Raw genomic sequence first — 23,280 nt, 5'->3', positions numbered from 1 at the left:
TGTCATTGGATTTAAATACTAGAAAACGCCTTTGTCTTGCTTTTAGTATTATATTATAAATATACATAAACGTTCTTAACTTGTTTATCAAAGACCTATAAGTGAAACATAAAAACATCATGATGGATATAACATCCACCATGATGCATCAGTAACTTTTTAAGGTTGTTAGTTCAATAGTTCTCTTGTTGCTTCTAAAATTTCTTGGTCTTTAAGTCGGAATTTGAATTCCACACGACGAGAGTCATCAGGACTATAATTTCCAGCTTCATCTGTTCGTCCATCTGTATAAGACCTACCATTTACCGTCAGTTTCTCGATCAAAGGCTCTTGCACACTTCGGTCTGGAAACCTTTCACTCAATATATATTCCGCTACACTAAAGGCCCTTTCCTGTGATAAATTCATATTGTATAAGTAGCTCCCCACATTATCCGCATGCCCTTCAACAATAATTTCTGAGATATACTCTTCATAGCCCCCTTCTAGTAAGACTTCTAAATATGTTGGTACAAATTCATCTAAAAAGCTGTACCCCTCAGGTTTTAATGCGGCATCATCAAATTCAAACAGTATATCCGTGTTAAAAATAAGCGCACCCGTGTTTTCATCGATTTCTACGCCTAAGTCGGAGTTCCCAAACTCTTCGTTTAACTCTTCTATTAAGTTAACTCGTACACCCATTATTTGATCGATAGTCCGTTTCATCTCTTCAATCTGAAACGATTTAATAACCATCATGATGATAAAAATTAATACGAAACACAGGAGAATAGCAGTTAGTAAGTCTGTAAACGATGGCCAAAAATGACTTTCGTCCTCCTCACCACGAAATAATCGTTTATACTTATTAATCATTTGTGCCTACCCTCACTCTATGAGTTTGTCTCAATGCATCTTGAGTGAAAGACTGGAGCTGACGATTAAATTGCTGGAATTCTTGACTTAAGTCATTGATGGTTTGTTGAGTTAAGCGGGCATTTCGTTGTTGATTATCTTCTGCAATTTCTCCAATTTGCTTAAATTCTTTCTTTATGCTGTCATTCATATCCACCACATAATCACTAAGATTTCTGCTAACTTTGTCTAACTTATCTCCCATCGTTCCTTCTAAATTTGCCACATACCTAGACAACGTATCTTTTAGAACCCCGACACTTGATTCTAATTGGTCTTCTCGTTTTTGGAAGGAATCTGAGATTTGCGCTACAGTACGCTCAATTTCTGAAATCATCTGGTTGTTCTTCATTCCCATCTGTTCAAAAGAGCTTGAGGCATCACTCAATCGTTTCTCAAACATGGATGATTCAGCACTATGTGCCTTCAAGTGACTATTGAAATCTCGATTAAACTGCTTCAGTTCTTCAAAACGATCCGATAACAAATGCTTATATTCTGCTTGTGTTTCATTAATAGTTTCCAAGGCATCAGGAAGCTGAACAATGGAGTTTCCAAGTTTGTCAAAATCACCTCGTAGCTCTCGTAAATAGTTGCTTATTCCAGATAGTTTTGAGCTTACATCATCACCAAATATCCCTTTAAACTGTTTGTTGTTATCCTTCATTAATTTCGCAAGAGTTTCTGTTTGAGCATTCATTCTCTCAAACGAAGAATGGATTGATTCCTGCCGATCTGCAATGGAAGACATATACTCCTGCCATTCCTCCACGGACCGCTCAAATGTCGATAGTGTCTCTATCTGAGTCGAAGAGACTTCTTCTATTTTTTTATACGTTTCTTCAAAAGTACTTGTTATCCGCTCATTTCGTTTGTCCATTTTGGAAAAATAGGTAAATAACGAGTTGAAATTCGTATTTAATTTTTTCACAGAACTGTCCAAGCCATTTGTTACTTCTTTGATATTTGTAAAAAGCACAGTAAAGTCTTTTAAGTTTGCTGATAATCCCTCATTAAACTTGGCCAAATCTTTAGCAGATTGCTGCAGGCCGACCGTATATTCTTGAAAACCGTTGAATGCTTGTTCAATATTTTGTAGAGATTGCTGATTTGTTTCCCGAAGCTCCACGATAGAACCATTTATTGATTTCGATACCTCAATGAGTCGGGACATGGCATCTGGTTCATTTTCTTCTAGGTATGACTCCATTTTTAACATAATATCCGTTAGCATAAATTCCGTGTTAGCCACGCGGAGGACCACAGTCATAATTAGAGAGAGACCCATCCCTGCAATACTCGTATAAAAGGCAACATCGAGACCCGATAACACTCCCGCTACATTCTCCACAAGAGCATCACCTGTAGCATCAATTCCGCCTAAGGACATAGATAAGCCGATGAATGTACCAAGAACTCCCACTAATATAAACAGGGAAACCGTCATTTGAATGATTTTAATGAGACTGATAACCGGAACGTTAAATACTTTCCATGCGGAAAATTTCTTTTGAACAAATGTCTCTACTTTGATAGATTCATCCTTTTGTTTTTCATCAAATTCTGCTTTAAATCTGTTCAACGGATTAATATCTAATGAATTGGTTGTACTTATATGATTTCGTATCCGTCGTAATCTGTTATACAAAGTAAAATGAACAAACAACGCAATGACGAATGAGACGAACAAAACCGCAAAAATAAATTCAATTATGGGATTCGCTAAAATTGATTGTGCCTGTTGTTCATTCATAAACAACTGTAGAATTGTTTCCACCATATTATTTCCCCCACGTAAATCTGACTTACTTCATTGATATTCATGGGGTGGACAAAATATGAGAAGGAGGAGCGAGGTATTTTTTTGTGCTAATGATGGGAAGGATTTTGGGGAGCTGATGAGGGGGAAGGTTCACGAAGACAGGGTGGAACTTTTGATTCCTCTGTTATTCTAGGTGGGGGGCATGGAACTCCAACTTGGTTTTTTTATCCTCATTCGCGTTTCATGAGTTCAAATGCCGTCCACAACTTCTTCATGCTCCATGATAAACTTAGAACACTACCTCTTTTCCTTCACTCCACCATGAAACCGACTTTCCATAAACGACTCTATCAACCTATGAACGCCCAACGTTGCAGACAGTTTCCCATCAAGAATATCCTTCTCCACTTCAGGCAACAACCCTTTCACCGCTTCATCACTATAAAACATGCTCTTCAGCTGATCATGAATCATGGAATTCGTCCAATCCAAGAGTTGGTTTTGTCTCCGTTTTTCAAATACACCTGAGTTCGTCGCAAATTCCTTATAATCAGAAATAACCTTCCAAATTTCCGGAATACCTTCTCCCGTTAACGCAGAGCATGTATATGCTCGAGGAGTCCATCCTTCTGTAGCCGGCTGTAAATAATGGAGAATCTGATTAATGTCTGCCTTTGTTGATAATGCCTTCCGCTTGTTGTCACCATCTGCTTTATTTACAAAAATAGCATCTGCAATTTCCATTATGCCTTTCTTTATTCCTTGCAACTCATCTCCTGCGCCAGTAAGCATGATAACGAGGAAAAAATCTACCATAGAACGAACAGTGATTTCACTTTGCCCTACACCTACCGTCTCTACAAGGATCACATCAAAGCCTGCAGCTTCACATACAAGGAGAGTTTCTCTGCTTTTTCGAGTGACGCCACCTAATGTTCCTCCAGATGGAGAGGGACGAACAAAAGCATTCCTACTTTTTGATAGACTCTCCATCCTCGTCTTATCACCAAGGATACTTCCACCAGAGATGGAGCTACTTGGATCAACCGCCAGAACCGCTACTCGGTGCCCTTCCTCACAAAGCATCATGCCAAATGACTCAATCAACGTACTTTTTCCAGCACCAGGTACTCCTGTGATACCAATTCTTATAGAATTCCCTGTGAAAGGAAGGAGCTTCTTTAACACCTCTTGGGCCATCTCCATATGTTTCAGAGAATTACTTTCTACCAATGTAATAGTTTGAGCAATGATTGTACGATTTCTACTTAATACTCCTTCTACATAGTCGTCTACTGTAAGCTTTCTTCTTTTCGGAAAGGAGTTCTTTTCTTTACTCATCTGTCTCTTCATCCTCATTGTAGCCAAGGCGATCGTTCATTTCTTCGATTATTTTCTGAGCTGCAACTGGAATAACCGTACCTGGTCCAAAGATCGCAGAAGCTCCATTTTCTCTAAGAAACTCGTAATCTTGAAAGGGAATCACTCCTCCGATTACAACCATAATATCCTCCCGATCGAGCTTCTTCAGCTCAGAAACTAGCTGAGGCAATAACGTTTTGTGTCCTGCTGCGAGAGAGCTCATCCCAATCACATGAACATCATTTTCCACTGCTTGTAGTGCTGTTTCCTCTGGAGTTTGAAATAGAGAGCCTATATCCACATCAAAACCTAAATCAGCAAATGCCGTAGCAATCACCTTTGCACCACGATCATGTCCGTCCTGCCCCATTTTCGCCACTAGGATCCGCGGGCGTCGACCTTCTCTCTCTTCAAACTCATCCGTCATTTGACGTACGATTTTTATCTCTTCTTCCTCTCCAAACTCGGCACTATACACTCCACTAATGGATCGAATCACCGCCTTATGACGTCCCACAACTTTTTCATAAGCATCCGAAATTTCTCCTAAGCTAGCACGCGCTCGAGCAGCTTCCACTGCCAGCTCCAATAAATTTCCTTCCCCTGATTCTGCTGCTTTTGTGATTGCCTGTAATGCAGCTTCAACCTTAGAGGATTCACGCTCAGATCTTAGTTTTACTAACCGACGAATTTGCGCTTCTCTCACTGCCGTATTGTCGATATCTAAAATATCAAGAGGATCTTCTTTATCTAAGCGATACTTATTCACCCCGATAATCGTTTCTTTTTTTGAATCAATATGTGCCTGACGGCGGGCTGCCGCTTCTTCAATTCGTATCTTCGGTAGTCCTGTTTCAATGGCCTTCGCCATCCCACCGAGTTTATCAATTTCTTGAATATGCGCCCACGCTTTACTTACCAACTCCGCAGTTAATGACTCCACGTAATAGGAGCCACCCCATGGATCTAGCACATTACATATACCTGTTTCATCCTGTAAAAATAATTGTGTATTTCGTGCAATTCGTGCGGAGAAATCCGTTGGTAAAGCAATCGCTTCATCCAAAGCATTCGTATGCAACGATTGCGTATGACCAAGCGCTGCAGCCATAGCTTCAATACATGTTCTTGTTACGTTATTATACGGATCTTGTTCTGTTAAACTCCAGCCTGAAGTTTGACTATGTGTGCGCAGTGCGAGAGATTTTACATTTTTCGGGTTAAATTGCTTCATTAACTTTGCCCATAGTAATCTTCCTGCACGCATTTTTGCTACTTCCATAAAATAATTCATTCCGATTGCCCAGAAAAAAGAAAGTCTCGGAGCAAAAGCATCTACATCAATTCCTGCATCCAGTCCTGTCCGAACATACTCCAAACCATCAGCGAGAGTATAACCTAACTCAATGTCAGCCGTAGCCCCTGCTTCCTGCATATGATAACCGGAAATACTAATGCTGTTGAATTTCGGCATATGCTTTGATGTGTAGGCAAAAATATCTGCAATCACCTTCATGGAAGGTTTCGGAGGATAGATATACGTATTTCGCACCATATATTCTTTTAAAATATCATTTTGAATCGTACCAGCTAGTTGTTCTTGCTTCACTCCTTGCTCCTCTGCGGCCACAATATAAAATGCGAGAACTGGCAGTACCGCTCCATTCATTGTCATAGATACACTCATTTGGTCCAGTGGAATTTCATCAAAAAGGATTTTCATATCAAGAATCGAATCAACGGCAACCCCTGCTTTTCCTACATCTCCTACCACACGAGGATGATCGGAGTCATATCCACGGTGGGTAGCTAAATCGAAGGCGATGGATAATCCTTTTTGACCTGCCGCTAGATTTCTCCGATAAAACGCATTGCTTTCTTCTGCTGTGGAAAAGCCAGCGTATTGTCGAACGGTCCACGGACGACTTTTGTACATTGCAGGGTAAGGTCCTCGTAAATATGGTGGGATTCCTGCTACATAGTCAAGATGCTTCATCCCTTCCGTATCTTCCGCCGTATAAAATGGTTTCACATCTATTTGTTCTACAGTTCGAAATAGAAGATCATCAAAATCTTTCCCTGATTGTTTTTCTACTTGCTCACGCCACATTAAAACATCTTCTGAAGGTGCTTTTTTTGTATATGGTATTTTCAAAAAGTTCGGTTTCATCATGACGAGACAACCCCCTTTTCACTTTGAAGCTTTGATAAAACTTCATAGCAATTAGAACCAAGATGAAGAAAGTCATGTACACCCGATTTGATAAATTCTTGCTTCAATTCTGTTGGAGGCTTTCCTGCTAAAAACACCGTGGTTCCTTGACGCGCCTTCATGATTATTTTTGCAATAACGGGAACGACATCAGGGTAATCATCGTCTGTTCCACTAATAACAACTATCTCTGCCTTCGACTCTACTGCCGCCGAAGCCGCATCATCTGCTGATTCAAAGCCGTTATTTCTGATTACTTCAAATCCTCCAACTTCAAAAAAGCTAGTGGAAAAATCTGCTCGTGCCTTATGATTGGGAATTGGTCCTATATTAGCTAAGAACACTCGAAGTCGTTTGCCAGTTGTCATAAATTGGACATCAGATTTTCTACGCAAATCTTCAAATCGTTCCGCACCACGTTCTGCCAAAATGGGCTTGATTGTTAACTTAGGATTCTCTTCTCTCCCTAACCTTTTTGCAACTTCACCAATGGTACCACCTTGCTTCATAACGTCTATAACTTCATCCACGGTGGTTATATTTTCTATCTTCCCTGTAAACTTACGAGAGGTGCGATGTACTCTCACAGATGCCTTACATCTTTCCCATTGTACCTTCATGTTTTCTGACTCTCTGAGGATTGGTTTTTCTTCTTCATTTGGATACATATTTGTGCCTACAAAAATGTCTTTCCTATGTTCTATGTTTTTTGCTTTCGCTTCAGAAGTCTTAGTAATTGTTTGCTGAGGAAAACCTTCCTTTAACGCTTCAAGCATTCCCCCTTTTGACTCCACTTGCTGAAAAAGTTCCCACGCTTTTTTTGCAAGAGAATCAGTAAGAAATTCTACATACCACGAACCACCACCAGGGTCTATTTGTTTGGATAAGTGCGCTTCTTCTTGTAATATTAGTTGCGTATTTCGTGCAATTCGCCTTGAAAACGAAGCGGCTCCTTGAATGGGCTCATCAAACGGACTGACGTGCATACTATCCACACCACCCACTGCGCCAGTAAACGCTTCTACTGTTCCACGAAGCATATTCACATATGGGTCATACACTGTCTTTGTCCACGAAGAGGTCCGCCCATGAAGCGTCATTTTTTGTGCTTCCCTGCTTCCCCCATACGCTTCTACGATCGTAGACCATAATAGTCTTGCTGCTCTTAGTTTTCCAATTTCCATAAACATGTTTGATCCGATGGAAAAAGAAAAACGAATGTTTCGAGTTATTTCATTGATCTGCAATCCCCGTTCTAACATCGCCTGAACATATTCCACTGCCGTTGCAAGAGAAAATGCCAACTCTTCGACAGCACTTCCCCCTCCATCATGATAAGGGTGACCCTCTATACCAATTGTTTGAATATGTGGTGTATGCTCCAATGCCCAAACGGTAACTTGTGCCATTTTGTTAAAACACTTCTCCATCGAAAACATGATGTGCCCATTTTTCACAAGGAATCCTATTGGATCGGCAGTTATAGAACCGCGGATAGAATGTAATGGAACTCCTTTCTCTTTTGCATAACACATCATTAACGAGTAAAACGGCAGAGAAACGGCTCCTGTCTGAACATGGAGTGGTATTTTAGTCAGATCCATTTTCGCTAGAGCCTGGCGGATATCTGAGATGGAAGAGATGGAGACTCCCGAAGCTTCCCCATCGGTTAATTCGTCTATATCGAAACCTTCTAGAGTTGCTTTATTTAGAATCATATTCATTGCAGTTTGGCCTCGCTCTATATCGTGCTGAACTGCTTCGTTAAAATTCTCTGGTACCAATTCATTGATTTCCTGACTTATCTCCCACGGCTTCTCCTCATTCATGATTGCTTTTGTGCCTCTAACATACGGTGCTTTTCCAGGGAGGGAAGAAAGATGAGGCATATCCTTTACGTCCTCTTGCCGGTACATTGGTTTTAGGGTAATCCCTTCATATGTGTGGGTGAGAAGCTTCTCAAACGATGCTCCTTTTAACGATTTTTCCGCTACACTCCGCCACATGTCATAGGAAGAAATGGGAAACTCACAGATTTCCTCTAAAATCTCTTTTGTAGATTTATTTTCGCTCATTTCTCATTGCTGCAACCCCTATAGACGATTGCAGCTTCCCCCTTCATCTAGTTTTGATTAAAATAACTTCTGTCCTAATCATGCTTTTCCATAACATCTATTAGTCTACTGATCTTTTTTTCAAAACTTTATAAGGATGAAGAAACTATAACGGGATATTTCCGTGCTTTTTCTTCGGCAATGACTTTTTCTTGTTTCTCAGCATTTCCAACGCACTAGCTAAGCTCTTTCTCGTATCACGAGGGTCAATAACATCGTCGATAATACCATTAGAAGAAGCAACATATGGGTTGGCAAACCTTTCTCGATACTCTTCAATTTTTGCCGCTCGAGTAGCTTCTGGATTATCACTATTAGCAATCTCTTTTGCAAAAATAATGTTTGCTGCACCTTCTGGCCCCATTACTGCAACTTCCGCTTGTGGCCATGCGAAAACTAAGTCTGCACCTATTGCTTTACTATTTAACGCAACGTAAGCTCCACCGAAGGCTTTTCTCAAAATAACAGTTATCTTTGGAACTGTTGCTTCTGAATAGGCGTATAATATTTTTGCCCCATGACGGATAATCCCGGCATGCTCTTGTTGGACTCCTGGGATGAATCCACTTACGTCCTCAAAGGTGATCAAAGGAATGTTAAAACAGTCGCAGAACCGGATAAAGCGTGAACATTTATCAGACGAATTAATGTCTAATCCCCCTGCCATATATTTTGGTTGATTTGCAACGATCCCAACCGTATCACCATTTATCCTACCAAAACCAACAACAATATTTTTCGCAAAAGATGGTTGAACCTCCATAAAATCTTCATCATCTACAATATGCTGAATCACACTTCGCACATCATATACCTTCGTTCCATCAATGGGAACCACATCTAGAAGTTCATCCACACGTTCACCTAATGGACGGCTTTTTATTGGCTCTTTCCTAGGCGGCTTTGTTTCGTTGTTAGAAGGGATATAACTAATCAAGCGTCGAACTTCATCTAATACTTCTTCCTCCGTTGGCGCAGTAAAATGTGCGTTTCCACTTAAGGAAGAGTGAACTTTTGCGCCTCCTAGGTCCTCTGTGTTTATCTTTGCTCCTGTTACACTTTCAATTACTTTTGGCCCAGTAATAAACATTTGGCTCGTTTTTTCCACCATGAAAACAAAGTCGGTTATCGCAGGCGAATACACGGCTCCTCCTGCACATGGCCCCATAATGACGGATATTTGCGGAACAACACCAGAGTATATGGAGTTTCGATAAAAAATCTTCCCGTAGCCATCTAGTGATAAAACTCCTTCTTGAATCCTCGCTCCCCCTGAGTCATTAAGTCCTATAATGGGAGCACCATTTTCAGCTGCTAAGTCCATTATTTTCACAATTTTTTCCGCATGCATTTCCCCCAATGCACCACCAAATACGGTGAAATCTTGTGAAAATAGGAAAATTAATCGACCATCTACTTTCCCGTACCCAGTAACAACCCCTTCTCCAGGTGCCTCAGCTCCTTCTGCTCCAAAACTTAATCCACGATGTTCAATAAAAGGATTCAACTCGACAAATGATCCTTCATCAACGAGTAAATCTATGCGCTCTCTTGCCGTTAACTTGCCCCGATCATGTTGCGCATCGATACGCTTATCTCCGCCACCTAACTTTACTTTATCCCGTCGTTCTTCCATGATGTGAATTTTGTCAAAAATGTCCATTCTATGTTTCCCCCACTGTGATAGATTGGTATGACAATGTATTGATAAACTAACGTCGCCTATCAGTATCCACTTCGAACAACAATCGCTCTATTGTTTTACTAAAAATAGAGGTTGCCCGTACTCTACTAATTGACCGTTCTCAGCAAGTATCTCTATTATTTCTCCTGTTACTTCTGCTTCAATTTCATTCAATAGTTTCATGGCTTCGACAATACAAACAACAGAATCAGGAGTTACTTTGTCTCCAACTCTTACATAAGCTTCAGCATCTGGTGCTGGTGCTGCATAGAATGTTCCCACCATTGGTGAAACCACTTTATATAATGGTGCTTCTGTTTCTATTGGTTCTTTCACTTTTTCACTCGTCGCTGCAGCAGTTGCTGCTGCCTCTGCTGGCTGAGCTTTTGCTACTTCTACTACCGATGGTGCTACTGGAACTGTTGGTGCTGGTTGTTGTGTCTGTACTACTGCTTTTTGCTCGGCTCCTTGCTTTCTAATCGTAATTTTTTGTTTATTTTCTCCACTAATAACAAGTTCTCCGATAGATGAACGATCTACAGCACGAATTAACTCCTTAATATCGTTGATTTTAAACATAGATAATCGCTCCTTTTTATAGGTTGGTAGTCTAGAAACGGCTAGTTGATCTTTCAATTAAAAGTACCGCTCTTTTTGATAAAAAATGTTTCGTATTTTTTATTCTCTAAGGCTTCCTGTGTTAATAGAGAATGTAAAATGACATCGGCAAAAATATCAGCAATTTCGCTAACAGAGTACTCTCCATCTGCTTTATACCATTTGTATGTCCAGTTAATCATCCCAAAAATAGACATGGACATGATAGGAACAGGAATCTCCTGGCGAAATTCACCTGCTTCTCTGCCCTCTTGAACGATGCGAAACATCATTTCTTTATATTTATCCCTTTTCTGTTTCATAAGTTTTGAATATTCTGGTGCTAAATAGAGATGTTCTTGATAAAAAACGGTGACATGGGAACGGTACAATTCAAACATCATCACAAATGATTTCACTGTGGCATAAAGTCTTTCTGTTGGGGTTGTTTTCGTTTCATAAGCTTCTTGCGCTTTATCAATTACATACGTGATAAAAGAATCATGGATTGTATATAGTAGTTCGTCTTTCGTTTTAAAGTGGTGATAAAACCCACCTTTCGAAGTTCCACTCTCTTGAACGATTCTATCTACAGTGACTGCATGATAGCCATGTAGTTCAAATAACTGCAACGCCGCTTCTGTTATCCGACCTTTCGTTGTTTTTTGGCTCATCGCTTCTTATCACCTTCTTAATCGGGTTTGAAAAAAATAGTATCCTTCCTATCGTTTTCTATTATCACCCTATGGTTTTTCAATCAGCTTTTTGGTTTCGTAGCTTTCTCCCTTTAGATAAATAAAGCGCTTACATTTTAAAAAATAGAAGAGATTTTCTTAGTAGATTTCAAGTATTGTAGACTGTATTGGTTTGAAGTGAGGATTATTTTATGTAGGTTCAAGTATAAGACCGACTAGTCAGTCTTTACTTATTATATGAAAATTCTAAATAATAAAACATTTATTGTCAAGGGATTTTATTCTCTCCTTGAAAATACATATGTCAGATAAGTACATATATGCTGTTCTATACCTTTGAGGAACTGACTACCATGCATTTACACTTGAGTAGCATTAGAAGTGTCAACCAGAAATAATTTACCGGTCATACATATGAGGGGTATGGGCAAAAATGTTCTCACATAATATTTAATAGAACGGGTATAGGATTATGTAACCTTGAAAAAAGAGAGGAGTTTGTACTTTGTCTGAAACTTTATATGGAAATACACCGCCGTTCTTGGGTGCTATAGATGGTACGGAAAATTCGATAGAGGATTCTGATGTAGTTATCTACGGAGTACCATGGGAAGGTGCGGTTACGTGGGGAACGTATACTGGGTGTGAACTAGGACCAAAAGTCATGCGTATATGTTCTGCACGATATAGTGGGTATTTACCAGAGCTTGATCATATCGATGTTTTTGAACATTTGAAGCTTGCTGATTTAGGGGATGTGGACGTTGTTCCTGCCGATGTTCCAGAGACAATGACAAGAATTGAGGATTTTGCCACAAAAGTATGGGAATCAGGCAAATTCCCACTCGCATTAGGTGGCGATCACGGAATTACTTATCCAATTGTTAAGGCTTTAACGAAGAAAACAAAGAAGAAAATAGGAATCATTCATTTAGATGCTCATTATGATAATATGCCGCACCATGAAGGCGATAAGTACGCAAGATCCACTCCCTTTGCAAGAATCTATGAACTGGACGGTGTTCGAAATGAAAGTCTGATCCATACCGGGATTCATGGCCCGCGAAACAAACCACAAAGTGGACGCTTCGCAAAAGAAGCTGGTGCAAAGACGATAACCATTAACGATATACGCGAAGCAAAAGATTTACGAAAACTAGCTGCATCTATCTATGAACAGGCTAGCGAAGGAACAGAGTTAGTATACTTAAGTGTTTGCAGTGATGTCCTTGATTTTGCTTTCAATCCAGGAGGTCCTGTAGATGGGAATGGACTTACATCCTACGAGTTATTAACACTTATTTATGAGTTTGCAAAACGAGGTATTGTAGGAATGGACTTCGTGGAAGTCTACCCTCAGCAAGATCCGACAGATGTTTCTTCCCACTTTGCATCCACTATAGCTTTGTATGCACTGGCGGGTGTGATTGAAGAGAAAAATACAAAATCATAAAAGAAAGCATGTTGCTGGAACAAAAGGGTTTACTTGTGAGATGCAAAACGTCAACTCACAGACAAATTCACACGATAAATCACACATCTTTCGCAACTAGATTCACAGTATAATTCGAATAATGAGGCTGGGACATAACGAAAGTGTAACATTGAAAAGACGAATGATAGGTAACCTTAGCGGAGGGAATATACGAAGACTCCGGCGGGATCAAAAGGCAAGGGTGAGACCCCAAGAGTGCTTAAGCACTCGGAGGCTCACCAGCCACCCGCGGAAAGCGAAGTATATTTCTCCAGCTAATAGTATACCAAGAATCATTTCGTTCGGATTTCTCTTTGCTGAGTACACTTCTGTTCCAGCCTCTTCGTATATTTGCTTACTTCACTAGCAGTTTGTTGAAACAAATGAGTTTTTCTTGGAAATTTATTAGATAAACCTAGCTTATCGCCAAGTCATTAATGGCGAAAGTCTTAATTTATCTTATACTTTAATCCTTTAGCGAAGTTAAACTCTTCTTAAAGTATAAAATAAGCGGAGAATTTCCGTTTAAAATAAAAATACAGCTAATTTCTTGAAAAATAAGAGAAGTTTTTCCGACTATGCAACGGAATTTCCACCTTTTTAACTAGATTTGAGTCAATAAGTGGAATTTCTCCGTTTATTCAGACTGTTTTCCATGCTATTTATAAAATAAGGGAAAATTCTCCGTTTATTTATTCAATTGAGCATTTCTTCTCGGTTCAACACTTTCGTTATGCCCCAGCTAGATTGTTTTAAAATAAGAATTTTGCTCTTTGATTACCTTGATTTACTTTACCGTTTCTCCTGTCTCCACTTTTATTGCTTTTACCTGCGCGTCAATGCATAGCTCGGCAGCCTTAAAGGCATGTTCTTGTGTCATGGCATTTTCTGTTTCGTGTAAACAATCTAAAATGAATTGACCGAAGAATGGATAGCCTACTTTCCCCTTACATTCGAAATGCTTTTCCCCTTCTTTATTTACTAAGTAAACGTGATCTCCAGAGGAATCTCGAGCAATATCAATATACTTTCGAACTTCAATATATCCTTCTGTTCCAAGGATCGTTACACGCCCGTCACCCCACGTGCCTAATCCATCAGGTGTAAACCAATCCACTCGGAAATAAAAGGTTGCTCCGTTATCTGCAACTAACGTAGCATCTCCAAAGTCCTCAAACTTCGGATACTCTTTAAAGTTATAGTTTGCTACTTTACTATGAAGCACCTTCGCATCCTTCGCCCCTGCATAGTGTAAAAACTGTTCGATCTGGTGACTTCCAATATCACATAAAATACCACCATAATATTCTGGATCAAAGAACCAATCTGGTCTTGAAGTAGGATTTGCTCGATGTGGACCTGTTCCTATTACTTGAATAACTCGGCCAATTGCCCCTTCTTCAATTAATTGTCCTGCAAACACAGCACCTTCCACATGAAGGCGCTCGCTATAATAAATACCCCACTTGAGTCCAGTCTCTGCTGTTTTCGCCTTTGCTTTTTCTAGTTGCTCGATCGTTGTAAATGCTGGCTTATCAACGAAATAATGTTTTCCATAATCTAGTACTCGTAACCCTAGGTCTCCTCTCATGGATGGAATACTTGCACCTGCTACTAGTTTAATAGCAGGATCTTGGAGAATCTCCTCCTCTGATGCTGCAGCAACTGCCTGAGGAAATGTGTGTAAGAATCCTTCCACTTTCTGAGGATCAGGGTCATATACTGCCACTAGTTCCCCACCAGCTTCAATCAATCCGTTACACATACCATAAATATGGCCATGATCCAAGCCAATTGCTGCAAAAATAAATTCTCCTTCTTGGACTACTTTTGATACATTTCCTTTTGGAGCATAATTCATCCCATCGTTTTTACTCATGTGGATATCCTCCTCGTTATTCGTAATTTCCACCTGTCGTGATTTCATTCGTTTCAAAGTTTTCAATACTATTTTTCTTTTCGTAAAAATGAGTGGCATTCTTAAGAACCCCGTCTCTCGTATAAAAAGGACTACTTTCGTCCAATGGCAACGCAACAGTTTTCCCAAAGCTCGCTGCTTGAAAAATGGCGGTAATAAGCTCTAGTGTCTGTCTTCCGTCTTCCCCAGTTACTAGTACATCCTTCTTCCCTTCCAGTGCAAGTAAAACATCATAAATTTGTCCTATGTGTCCTTCATATTGTAACGGACGGTGAGATTCATACACCTCTTGAAGTTCTTTTTCTAACTCTTGATCCTCCATAGGAAAGCCATTGGATTGCGAGTTGGAAGCAGTTACTTTCCACGGTACAGAAACTCGGGCATTTTTCCCTTGAAAAATAAGCTGTTGCTCTTCTCCATGATGAACAACGGAACTTGTAATTTGTGCTAAACTTCCGTTTTCATAACGAGCAATAGCAATAGATATATCCTCTACTTCAGCGTTATCGTGCGCCGTATTACTCATAACAGCCGTGATTTCTGAAGGCATTCCGTTCATCCAGCGAAAGATATCGATATGATGAACAGCATGGTTCAATGTACAACCACCACCTTCTTTTTCCCAGGTACCACGCCACCATAAATCATAATAACTATGGCCTCTCCACCAGAAAGAATCAACTTGAGTGTGGACGATTGGTCCCATCAACTTCGTATCAAGGACGTTCTTTAGTTTCATCATTGGTGTCATAAATCGATTTTGAGATACTACCGATAAGGTTTTACCTGTTGATTTTGCTACAGTATTCATAGCGTCACATTCTTCTAAAGAAGATGCCATCGGTTTTTCCACAAGGACATTAGCACCCGCATGCATGGAGGCGATAGCTAGGTCTGCATGAGTATACGGTGGCGTACAAATAGAAACAAGATCGAGTTTTGTGTCCACTAACATTTCTTTGTAGTCACTAAAAACGGTTACATCTAAACCAAATTGTTCTGCCTGCTTTTTCGCCTTTTCCGGATAAATATCACAAAGTGCAACAATCTTGCACGTATCTTGAAATTGTAAATATCCTTTTATATGTGCCCCAGAAATAGCACCTGAACCAATAATTGCAACCTGAATCATATCCCACACTCCTTATCCCATTAAATTATGTATACGTTTACATTATAATCGAAAAGCCAGTATAGTAGTATGGTAGTTTTTAAAATGTAGGAATATTTTTATTTAGAATTCAAACGCTCTTTCCTTTTCTGTACAGAACTTGAATATGATTGCAGATGAAGTCATATCCACATTAAATTCCAGATATCAATTTAGCCATTTAAAACGGGAAGCCAAAACCAGTTAGCTTCCCGTACAGTATCACGTCGCCGAATGCCCGCTTATTTTAAACATTCTCAGTAGTTCTCCCATCGATAACGTTGTCGTTGGTTGGAATCCATCACTTTTCACATAGTTCAATAGTTGTAAAAATAAGTAGCTTGTTTCTGGTCTCTTCAAATCAACTACGTCTAATGTGCGGAAGGAGGAAACAAACACCTTACCTTTTCCTACCTTTGCTTCAAACATATACGTTAGCTTTTTCATTCGATTGAAATTATCAACCACTTCTACTATTGGTTCTAAGCCTTTTACCCCATCTAATCCAATCGCTGGTGCGCCATCTACAAGGTGGTACCATTGCCAATTGGAATACGCATCTGAAGGGAAGTCTTTTAATGCAGGATGATCTCGTACAATCACTCCCATCGTTGTACTTTCTTGCGTCGGAAACCAAAGGAAATTCCAGAAGATAGGAAGATATTTCGTCCGAACTTCATCATAGCTACCACCGTTGTTTGCCATGAGCCAAACGGTTCCTCCGTCTATAGCAAACTGAAGCACATCTCGTGACAGTTGATTTGTTATTGCCAACGATACTCCTTTTTCTTCTTTATAACTTCTTTCTTCTATACCAATCTCTTCACCATATCTAGCTCCATACATGAACGAACGAAGAGATCCAATATTTGTCCAAACGGTATCTAGATCTGCAGGTAGGGATGGTCGTTCAAAGGACCAAAAATCCCAATTGTTAGAGAGAATCGATCCATCTTCTGTTGCCAGTGTAACGATTAATTTATAAGAGTGTGCACCTTTGCTAAGTGTATCTAAAGAAACTGTAGCTAGGTGAGAAACGATACCCGTTTTAAGGTTCGCCACTCTTGTTTTCCCACTATCCACATACGTGTTGTCTCCACTCATCAACTGCCAGTGCACTTCTCCTTCGTTTATCTTGCCACCGAAGTTAGATAGTTCTAGTTTCACTTCGATTTGTTCTCCGCCGAAATAGGTGCGTCGGTCACTACGCATTAACAGAACTCGGTCGTCATTAAATTGGCGATAATCTTCTGGAGTAATCACTCCTTTGCTATCCCAAAAGACGTCGAGAATTCCAGTAGTTGCGTGCCCCTGGCCTGGGAAGTCGCGAATATCTAGCAGCTGGACGCCTGATAGTCCTTTTGTTCGTCTTGCTCGTTCCATAATTTCTTTGTAGGAACGAACCATATGTGTTCCTGTTGCTGTTTTGAATTCTGGTACTCTGTCTGACCATCCTTTTGCTTCAAGCGTTTGTTGAAAGGTGGTGAGCCATGATGGTTGTAAAACTCCTGTGTATTTTTCTTCCGCTGTTGGATCTCCATACATGGTGAACTGTCCGTGTTCATGGCCGATTAATGGCTTATCATCAAGCTTAGGTAGCTCTCGGTAGTCGTGCTCCGTATTCGGCGAACCTGCGTAATCGAGCGTGTACGGTGGGTGCCAGTTTAATGATTGAATGTAATAATCTCCTTCGCGATCGTGCGCAGGTAGCTGACCGAAGCCAGTGTTATCCGTGTATAGACGGGTAGGATCTAGTTCTTGTGCTTTCCGCACCATATCATTTAACTCTTCATGGCCATCTGGTCCGATAAGTTCATTCCCAAGAGCGAACATGACAAAGGATGGATGGTCTTGTATTGCTATAATGATTCTTTCTAGTTCTCGATAGAAAAAAGCATTTACTTCTGTCGGTGCCGCCGTGTTTCGATCTGTATAATGAAACGACCAGTGAGGAAGTTCCGTTTGCACAAGCATACCCGCTTCGTCTGCTGCAATCCAAAATGGCTTTGGTGGTGTCCACCCGTGTAACCGAACGTGATTGAATCCATGCTCTTTTACGATGCGGAATTGTTTACGATAATGATCTATATCCCAACTAGGGTAGCCTGTTTCTGGAAAAATACAGCAGTCCACATAGCCTCGTAGAAAGACTGGTTCTCCATTTAAGAGAAAGTCTTTCCCTTTCGTTTCAAACTGACGTAGACCGATCTTATGCGCAGAAGTAGCTACTTCTTCTCCGGAGTGAAGCAGAGTTACTGTTGCATCGTAAAGGTATGGATTCGAATCCGTCCATTGGATTACGTCTTCACCCATGGAAAGCTGCAGAGATACAGCTCCGCTCCCCTGATTCGTTTGAATTGTTGCAGTTTCCTTTTTGTTCCCTATTGCAACAACCACTTTAAAATCAGTGTTGTCTTTGCTGATGTCTCGAACCTCTGCATTTACTGTGACTACTTTTGACTCGTATTGATAGTTAAAAGTAGCCTTCTCTATTGTTACATCTGCAATTGCCTCGATCCAGGCACCACCTGAGATTCCTCCCCAATTTGTTGCGGTATGGTACGAGTGGATATGACTTTCCATAAGCGGTATATGAAGTCGATTGTCCACAGAAATAACGAGTTGTTGCTGTTTTCCTTTACGAATATAGTTAGATATATCGAACGTTTGTTCCATAACAAGCCCCTCACCAGATCCAACAAACTCGCCATCAATATAAACATTCGTAAACCAGTGTACACCTGCTAAGTGGAGTATAAAGGTCGACTTTGCTTCCTCTGCAGGTACGGTAAACTCCCGAGCATACCAAGCTCGCCCCACGTACTCCTGCTTTTTCTTCCACGTTCCAATGGGTTCATGCTGCGATTCTACTCCAAACACTTGCTCCTCCCACGAACCAGGTACGGTGATCTCACTTTGCAACGGTAGAGTTATTGTTTCTATTTTTAGAGAGTCCTCTTCATCTAACTGAAATGTCCAGTTCCCATTTAATTGTAAAGTCACTTTATAACCTCCTCATTTTGCTCTATTTCTATTAGCTGTAGCTTTGCTCCTTGGTGATTTTGATTCACCCTAAGTACATCGTGAAGCTGTTTCTTCCCTTTTTCCGTCTCTCCAAGTCCAACATAACCTAAGCCCATCATAAACCGACAGTGAACTTGATTTTGTTTATTTAAATCCTCATCAAACACGAGAAAATCAGGCAACGACACCGCAAAGTAATCAATTTTCACCTCGTCAAACAGATGCTTTTCTCCGTAATCTACTAACTTATGAAATCTTGAACGAGCCTGCTCCTCATTCCCTAGCTTTCTCCAGGCCAAGCCTTGGTAATATATCATTTCTGGGGGCTGATCATTATAAAACATCGCACTTGTGGGTTCTTCTAAGCCAATGGAAGCTTTACGTAAATAGGACACACTTTCCTCTGTTCGCCCCGCAGCTTCCATAACACAGCCTAAGTAATAGTAAATATTATTGTCCTGAGCACCAGCAAGCTTTCCTTCTCCCAAGTTTTCCGGATACGAAAGTGCCTGCTCTAGTTCATGAATTGCCTGCTCATACTTGTTTTCCCCCAGATATTTTTTCCCTAATTCCACCTTAGCGAGAACATACTGAGACGTAACCTTCCCCTCGCCACCTTCCCAAGGGTGAAACTTCCGATGTAATAACAAATCCAATGCCATTTCATAATTTTGTAGCATATTGTGCAACGTAACAAATTCTAAGAACAGGTCATCTCGCTCTTCTACTAACTGCTTATACTTTTGTAAAATCAAAAGTCGTTCTCTCGGTTCTTTGTTTCGCTTCTTATAGAGTTGATCTAACTCGAACAACACCCGGCAATCAGTAGAATCTAATTCAAAGGCTTTTTCCAGTGCAGCTTGTGCTTTTTCTCCATCCTTCTGTTTATTAAAGTAGGCAAGTGCTAAATTACGATGAACGGTTGGGAAAGTTGAATTTAGGTTTGCTGACAATTCCCAATGCTGAATTGCTTCTTCATATCGTTTTTTATCAAACAAAAGATTTCCTAGGTAATAATGTGCTTTCGCATCTCTCTCGTTTGTGTTGATCGCTTGCTGCAGCACGAGCATATCTAACAAGCTATTTGGGAAACAATAATCAGGGCAAGCTTTACTAGCTTTGTCATAGTAATATAATGCCTTTTGTGAGTTCCCTGTCTTTTCCAGGAAGTACCCCAAATAATAGGACACCATTGGATATCCTTGCTCTTCACAGAGCGCCAAAACGTCTATGCCTTCTTGAAACAGGCCTGCTTCAGCATAATCAGCAGCGATTGTAAGATAATTGTGAATATCATTCCTTAGTAACTTCGATAACTGAGATAATGTTTCCTCCCCTTTTGATTCTTGGTTTGTTTCTTTGTAGATGAAATACAACTCTGTTCTTGCTCCGAAATCAGCAACATCATATTGTAGTGTTTCTAATGCTAGCTTTTCTGCTTGTTCGTGTTGGTTTAGATGACGCAATAATGCAGTCTTTAGGTTTCTAGCTTTATAGTTTCTGATATTTCGGATGAGTGATTTTTCCACTAATTGCAATGCTTCGTTGTAGTTTTTCTTCTCCGCTGCAATTTGGGCTAAGGAAAAATACCCTACGTCTTGCCAAGCAGCGCTCCAAACAGCTTTATAAAAGGCTTCAAAAGCTTCATCTAAGTGGTTTTGGTATTTCAGTGACTTTCCTAAATTGTAATACGCCTCGCTGTCATATGGATTTGGATTGTGTCTGGTTAACGTCTTGATTGCAGTTCGGAAATACTCTTCACTTTTCTGAATGTTTCCTCTACGATACAACAACGCACCGTAACCATTATTTAAGCGAATATCCTTTGGGTCACGCTTCAAGCCTTCTAAATAATATGATTCCGGTTCATAGGTTGCATGACGATATTGCTCTAAATGTTGAGCGGCTAGAAAAAGTGCCTCTGTATTTGGAAGTTCTTCAGGTTCTCCGATTGGTTTCGCTGCATCTGGAGTTTGTAAAACTTCTGGTTTCGCAGGCTGATACGAAACAAGAAGAGTTCCATCTTGTGAATACACTTCTACACAGAGATCATGCTCCGCATCGTTTTTATCCAAGACAACAGTTTGTTGAAAAGTATTATTTGGAGAAATATCTACTGTTTGATGAAAATAGCTATTATTTTTCCCAGTTAACGCAATGGTTGCTTGTTCAAAAACGGATGTAGCATAAACAGAAACAGTGATTTTGTCTCCATCTACTTCAAGGTTCACAGCTGCATCAATGGACGCATTTTTCACAATTCCAGCGTTTTTATACGGCATAAAATATTGGGTAAACGTTTTCTCCTCATACGGCTGTAGCCAAGAGAAATCTGGCTGATTATCTGTATATACCCCTGTCATCAATTCGATGTATGGACCATCTTCATCTGTTAAGTTGCGATCCCATGCTTGACCAAAATCCCCATTCCCCCAAGTCCACTGTTTTTTTCCAGGAGAGATGTGATGGTTTGCCACGTGAAGAATTCCTGCATTTACAGAATGATCATATCCACCAACAAAATTGTAATCAGAGTGATACGCCATATAAGACGTTGGTACTGGGATGTTACTATATTTTGAAATGTCCACTCCTGCAGAATAGTCCATCTTATAATACGTTCCCGTTGCAATAGGAAACTTCGATACATCTCGTTTCCCATGATCGAAAACAGCATGAACATCTGGCGGAAATACGGATTGAGTGTGATCATTTACGGCAACAGCTGGATTCGCCCACCAAAGGAAGGTTTGCGGCTCTGCTGTCCGGTTATATAATTGGCCTTGAATTTCGAGATACGCTTTCTCTGGATGGAGAGTAAAGCCCGCCATGCCTTTCGTTCCATACATTCGATCAACTTCACTAACCCAAACAGTCTTACTACCATCTTCATTTTCTTCTAATTTGTATTCCACAGGTCCAAACGTATTTGGCCTATGATGCTGTGGCCAATTGAATTCAATTCCCCCGGAAATCCATGGTCCCGCTAAACCAACGAGAGCTGGCTTGATCACACGGTTGTAATAAACAAAATCATAGTTGTTCGTCTTGTCTAGTGCTCGATAAATACGCCCACCAAGTTCTGGCATGATCTCGATGTGAACGTATTCATTTTCCAGATATACCATCTTGTATGGTTTCATTTCTTTCTCGTCCTCAATTTTATCAATCACTGGATGAGGATATACTTTTCCAGAGCTACCTTGATATACCCGTTTTTCTAAAAACATAGGGTTCTTGTTCGGCTTCCCTACACCGTACGTGGGTATTTCTACTGTTTCTTCCCATACCTTTACATGTTGCATGGATTTCACCTCGTTTATTTTCTCTTATAGTCAGTTTACGTACTATTTCATTTGAGGACAATTCACGATATACTGATGTTGATGGACAATATGATGATTTTGTTTTGGAGGGATGACGTACGAATGACAGATAAAAAGAAGGCTCATGGCTTTACAAATCAGAAACTTCTCGTTTTACCAAAAGAGATAATAGATAAAGTAATGGAACACCCTATCACTAAGACGTTATACATAACAGATATCGGTTTTTTCCCTAAAGCGGAACATCACTTCCGTAGTCGAGATGTTGGTTCTTCGTCCTATATATTTATTTACTGTGCCAAAGGGGAAGGTTGGATGAGCTTTGATGGAGAAAACAAGGTGGAAATTCCAGAATCATCGTTTTTTGTCCTTCCACCACACACTCCCCATGAGTACGGTGCAGGTGAGGAGAATCCATGGAGTATTTATTGGTTTCATATATCTGGAGAGTTGGCTGAGTATTATTTTGAATCGATGCAAAGGAATCCTATACGTTTATCCCCTTCAAGCTCTTTGAAACTTATCGAGCTTTTTGATGAATGCTATAGCCAATTGATGAAGGGATATATGATTCGTAATTTAGTCTATGTATCTACTACATTGAGTCATTTATTAGGCAGTATTCTCTTTCATTCACATTCATACAACTCCATTTCCCATAAGCAAACAAGTAATTATGTGAATAGTTCCATTCAGTGGATGACAGAAAACATGGATAGTACGTGCACACTTGATGAGTTGGCATTTCAAGCAAACGTATCTAAAAGTCACTATCTTCACCTCTTTAAGGAAACAACGGGATATTCACCTATCGATTACTTCAATCGTCTGAAAATCCAACACGCATCGCAATTGCTTGACTTAAGCATGCTTTCTATCAAAGAAATTAGCATGCGCGTTGGGTTTAAAGATCCCTATTATTTCTCGAGGTTGTTCTCTAAGGTTATGGGATTGTCACCAAGAGAGTATCGGAAGTTGAAGAAGGGGTAGGATTTAGTTAATTGTAAGATTATCCAATTAATTGGAAAAATACTGTTTATCATGAAAAAGAAGCATGGGGACCCA

General features: G+C 40.2%; 14 protein-coding genes. 2 read left to right on the top strand and 12 right to left on the bottom strand.

Annotated elements, in window-relative coordinates; all coding sequences use genetic code 11:
• Positions 1–168 precede the first annotated feature (168 nt).
• From ACERII_RS13525 to ACERII_RS13490, 8 genes are all read right to left on the bottom strand, one after another.
• Positions 169–858, bottom strand: coding sequence for an OmpA family protein (locus ACERII_RS13525; RefSeq protein ID WP_373642955.1), 690 nt, complete (start codon positions 856–858; stop codon positions 169–171).
• Complete coding sequence (locus ACERII_RS13520; RefSeq protein WP_373642953.1) at positions 851–2,677, bottom strand: MotA/TolQ/ExbB proton channel family protein; 1,827 nt, start codon at positions 2,675–2,677, stop codon at positions 851–853. The genes ACERII_RS13525 and ACERII_RS13520 overlap by 8 nt, the downstream gene beginning before the upstream one ends.
• Before the next feature lie 279 nt (positions 2,678–2,956).
• Positions 2,957–4,000: a methylmalonyl Co-A mutase-associated GTPase MeaB gene (gene meaB / locus ACERII_RS13515; RefSeq protein WP_373642951.1), complete on the bottom strand. Its 1,044-nt coding sequence runs from the start codon at positions 3,998–4,000 to the stop codon at positions 2,957–2,959.
• Complete coding sequence (gene scpA, locus ACERII_RS13510) at positions 3,993–6,131, bottom strand: methylmalonyl-CoA mutase (protein ID WP_373643040.1); 2,139 nt, start codon at positions 6,129–6,131, stop codon at positions 3,993–3,995. Before scpA ends, meaB begins: the two co-directional genes overlap by 8 nt.
• A 59-nt stretch (positions 6,132–6,190) precedes the next feature.
• Positions 6,191–8,308: a methylmalonyl-CoA mutase family protein gene (locus ACERII_RS13505; RefSeq protein ID WP_373642949.1), complete on the bottom strand. Its 2,118-nt coding sequence runs from the start codon at positions 8,306–8,308 to the stop codon at positions 6,191–6,193.
• A 145-nt stretch (positions 8,309–8,453) separates the two neighbouring features.
• On the bottom strand, positions 8,454–10,010 hold the full coding sequence (locus ACERII_RS13500) for an acyl-CoA carboxylase subunit beta (RefSeq protein WP_373642948.1): 1,557 nt from the start codon (positions 10,008–10,010) through the stop codon (positions 8,454–8,456).
• A 90-nt stretch (positions 10,011–10,100) separates the two neighbouring features.
• Positions 10,101–10,610 (bottom strand): acetyl-CoA carboxylase biotin carboxyl carrier protein, encoded by a 510-nt coding sequence (accB, locus tag ACERII_RS13495; protein WP_373642946.1) that lies wholly within the window; start codon positions 10,608–10,610, stop codon positions 10,101–10,103.
• A 53-nt stretch (positions 10,611–10,663) separates the two neighbouring features.
• Positions 10,664–11,302 (bottom strand): TetR/AcrR family transcriptional regulator, encoded by a 639-nt coding sequence (locus ACERII_RS13490; protein WP_373642943.1) that lies wholly within the window; start codon positions 11,300–11,302, stop codon positions 10,664–10,666.
• 526 nt (positions 11,303–11,828) lie between these two features.
• Between ACERII_RS13490 and ACERII_RS13485 the strand changes: the two genes are divergently transcribed.
• Positions 11,829–12,776: an agmatinase family protein gene (locus tag ACERII_RS13485; protein ID WP_373642941.1), complete on the top strand. Its 948-nt coding sequence runs from the start codon at positions 11,829–11,831 to the stop codon at positions 12,774–12,776.
• 808 nt (positions 12,777–13,584) lie between these two features.
• On the opposite strand, the gene ACERII_RS13480 is transcribed toward ACERII_RS13485, so the two are convergent.
• The 4 genes from ACERII_RS13480 to ACERII_RS13465 all read right to left on the bottom strand — a co-directional run bounded on the left by ACERII_RS13480 (position 13,585) and on the right by ACERII_RS13465 (position 22,194).
• A complete protein-coding gene (locus tag ACERII_RS13480; RefSeq protein WP_373642939.1) occupies positions 13,585–14,676 on the bottom strand; it encodes a Gfo/Idh/MocA family protein in 1,092 nt (363 codons plus the stop codon).
• A gap of 16 nt (positions 14,677–14,692) precedes the next feature.
• Positions 14,693–15,847 (bottom strand): Gfo/Idh/MocA family protein, encoded by a 1,155-nt coding sequence (locus ACERII_RS13475; protein WP_373642937.1) that lies wholly within the window; start codon positions 15,845–15,847, stop codon positions 14,693–14,695.
• A 240-nt stretch (positions 15,848–16,087) separates the two neighbouring features.
• The gene (locus tag ACERII_RS13470) at positions 16,088–18,868 is read right to left on the bottom strand and encodes a glycoside hydrolase family 2 protein (protein WP_373642935.1); all 2,781 of its coding nucleotides are present in this window, start codon (positions 18,866–18,868) and stop codon (positions 16,088–16,090) included.
• Positions 18,865–22,194 (bottom strand): DUF5107 domain-containing protein, encoded by a 3,330-nt coding sequence (locus tag ACERII_RS13465; protein WP_373642933.1) that lies wholly within the window; start codon positions 22,192–22,194, stop codon positions 18,865–18,867. Before ACERII_RS13465 ends, ACERII_RS13470 begins: the two co-directional genes overlap by 4 nt.
• Before the next feature lie 123 nt (positions 22,195–22,317).
• On the opposite strand from ACERII_RS13465, the gene ACERII_RS13460 reads away from it, so the two are divergent.
• Positions 22,318–23,205, top strand: a complete 888-nt coding sequence (locus tag ACERII_RS13460; protein ID WP_373642931.1) for an AraC family transcriptional regulator — start codon at positions 22,318–22,320, stop codon at positions 23,203–23,205.
• The last annotated feature ends 75 nt before the right edge of the window (positions 23,206–23,280 follow it).

The organism is Evansella sp. AB-rgal1 (genome assembly GCF_041820985.1).
Taxonomy (GTDB): domain Bacteria; phylum Bacillota; class Bacilli; order Bacillales; family Salisediminibacteriaceae; genus Evansella.
This window is presented reverse-complemented; position numbering and strand designations above follow the sequence as displayed.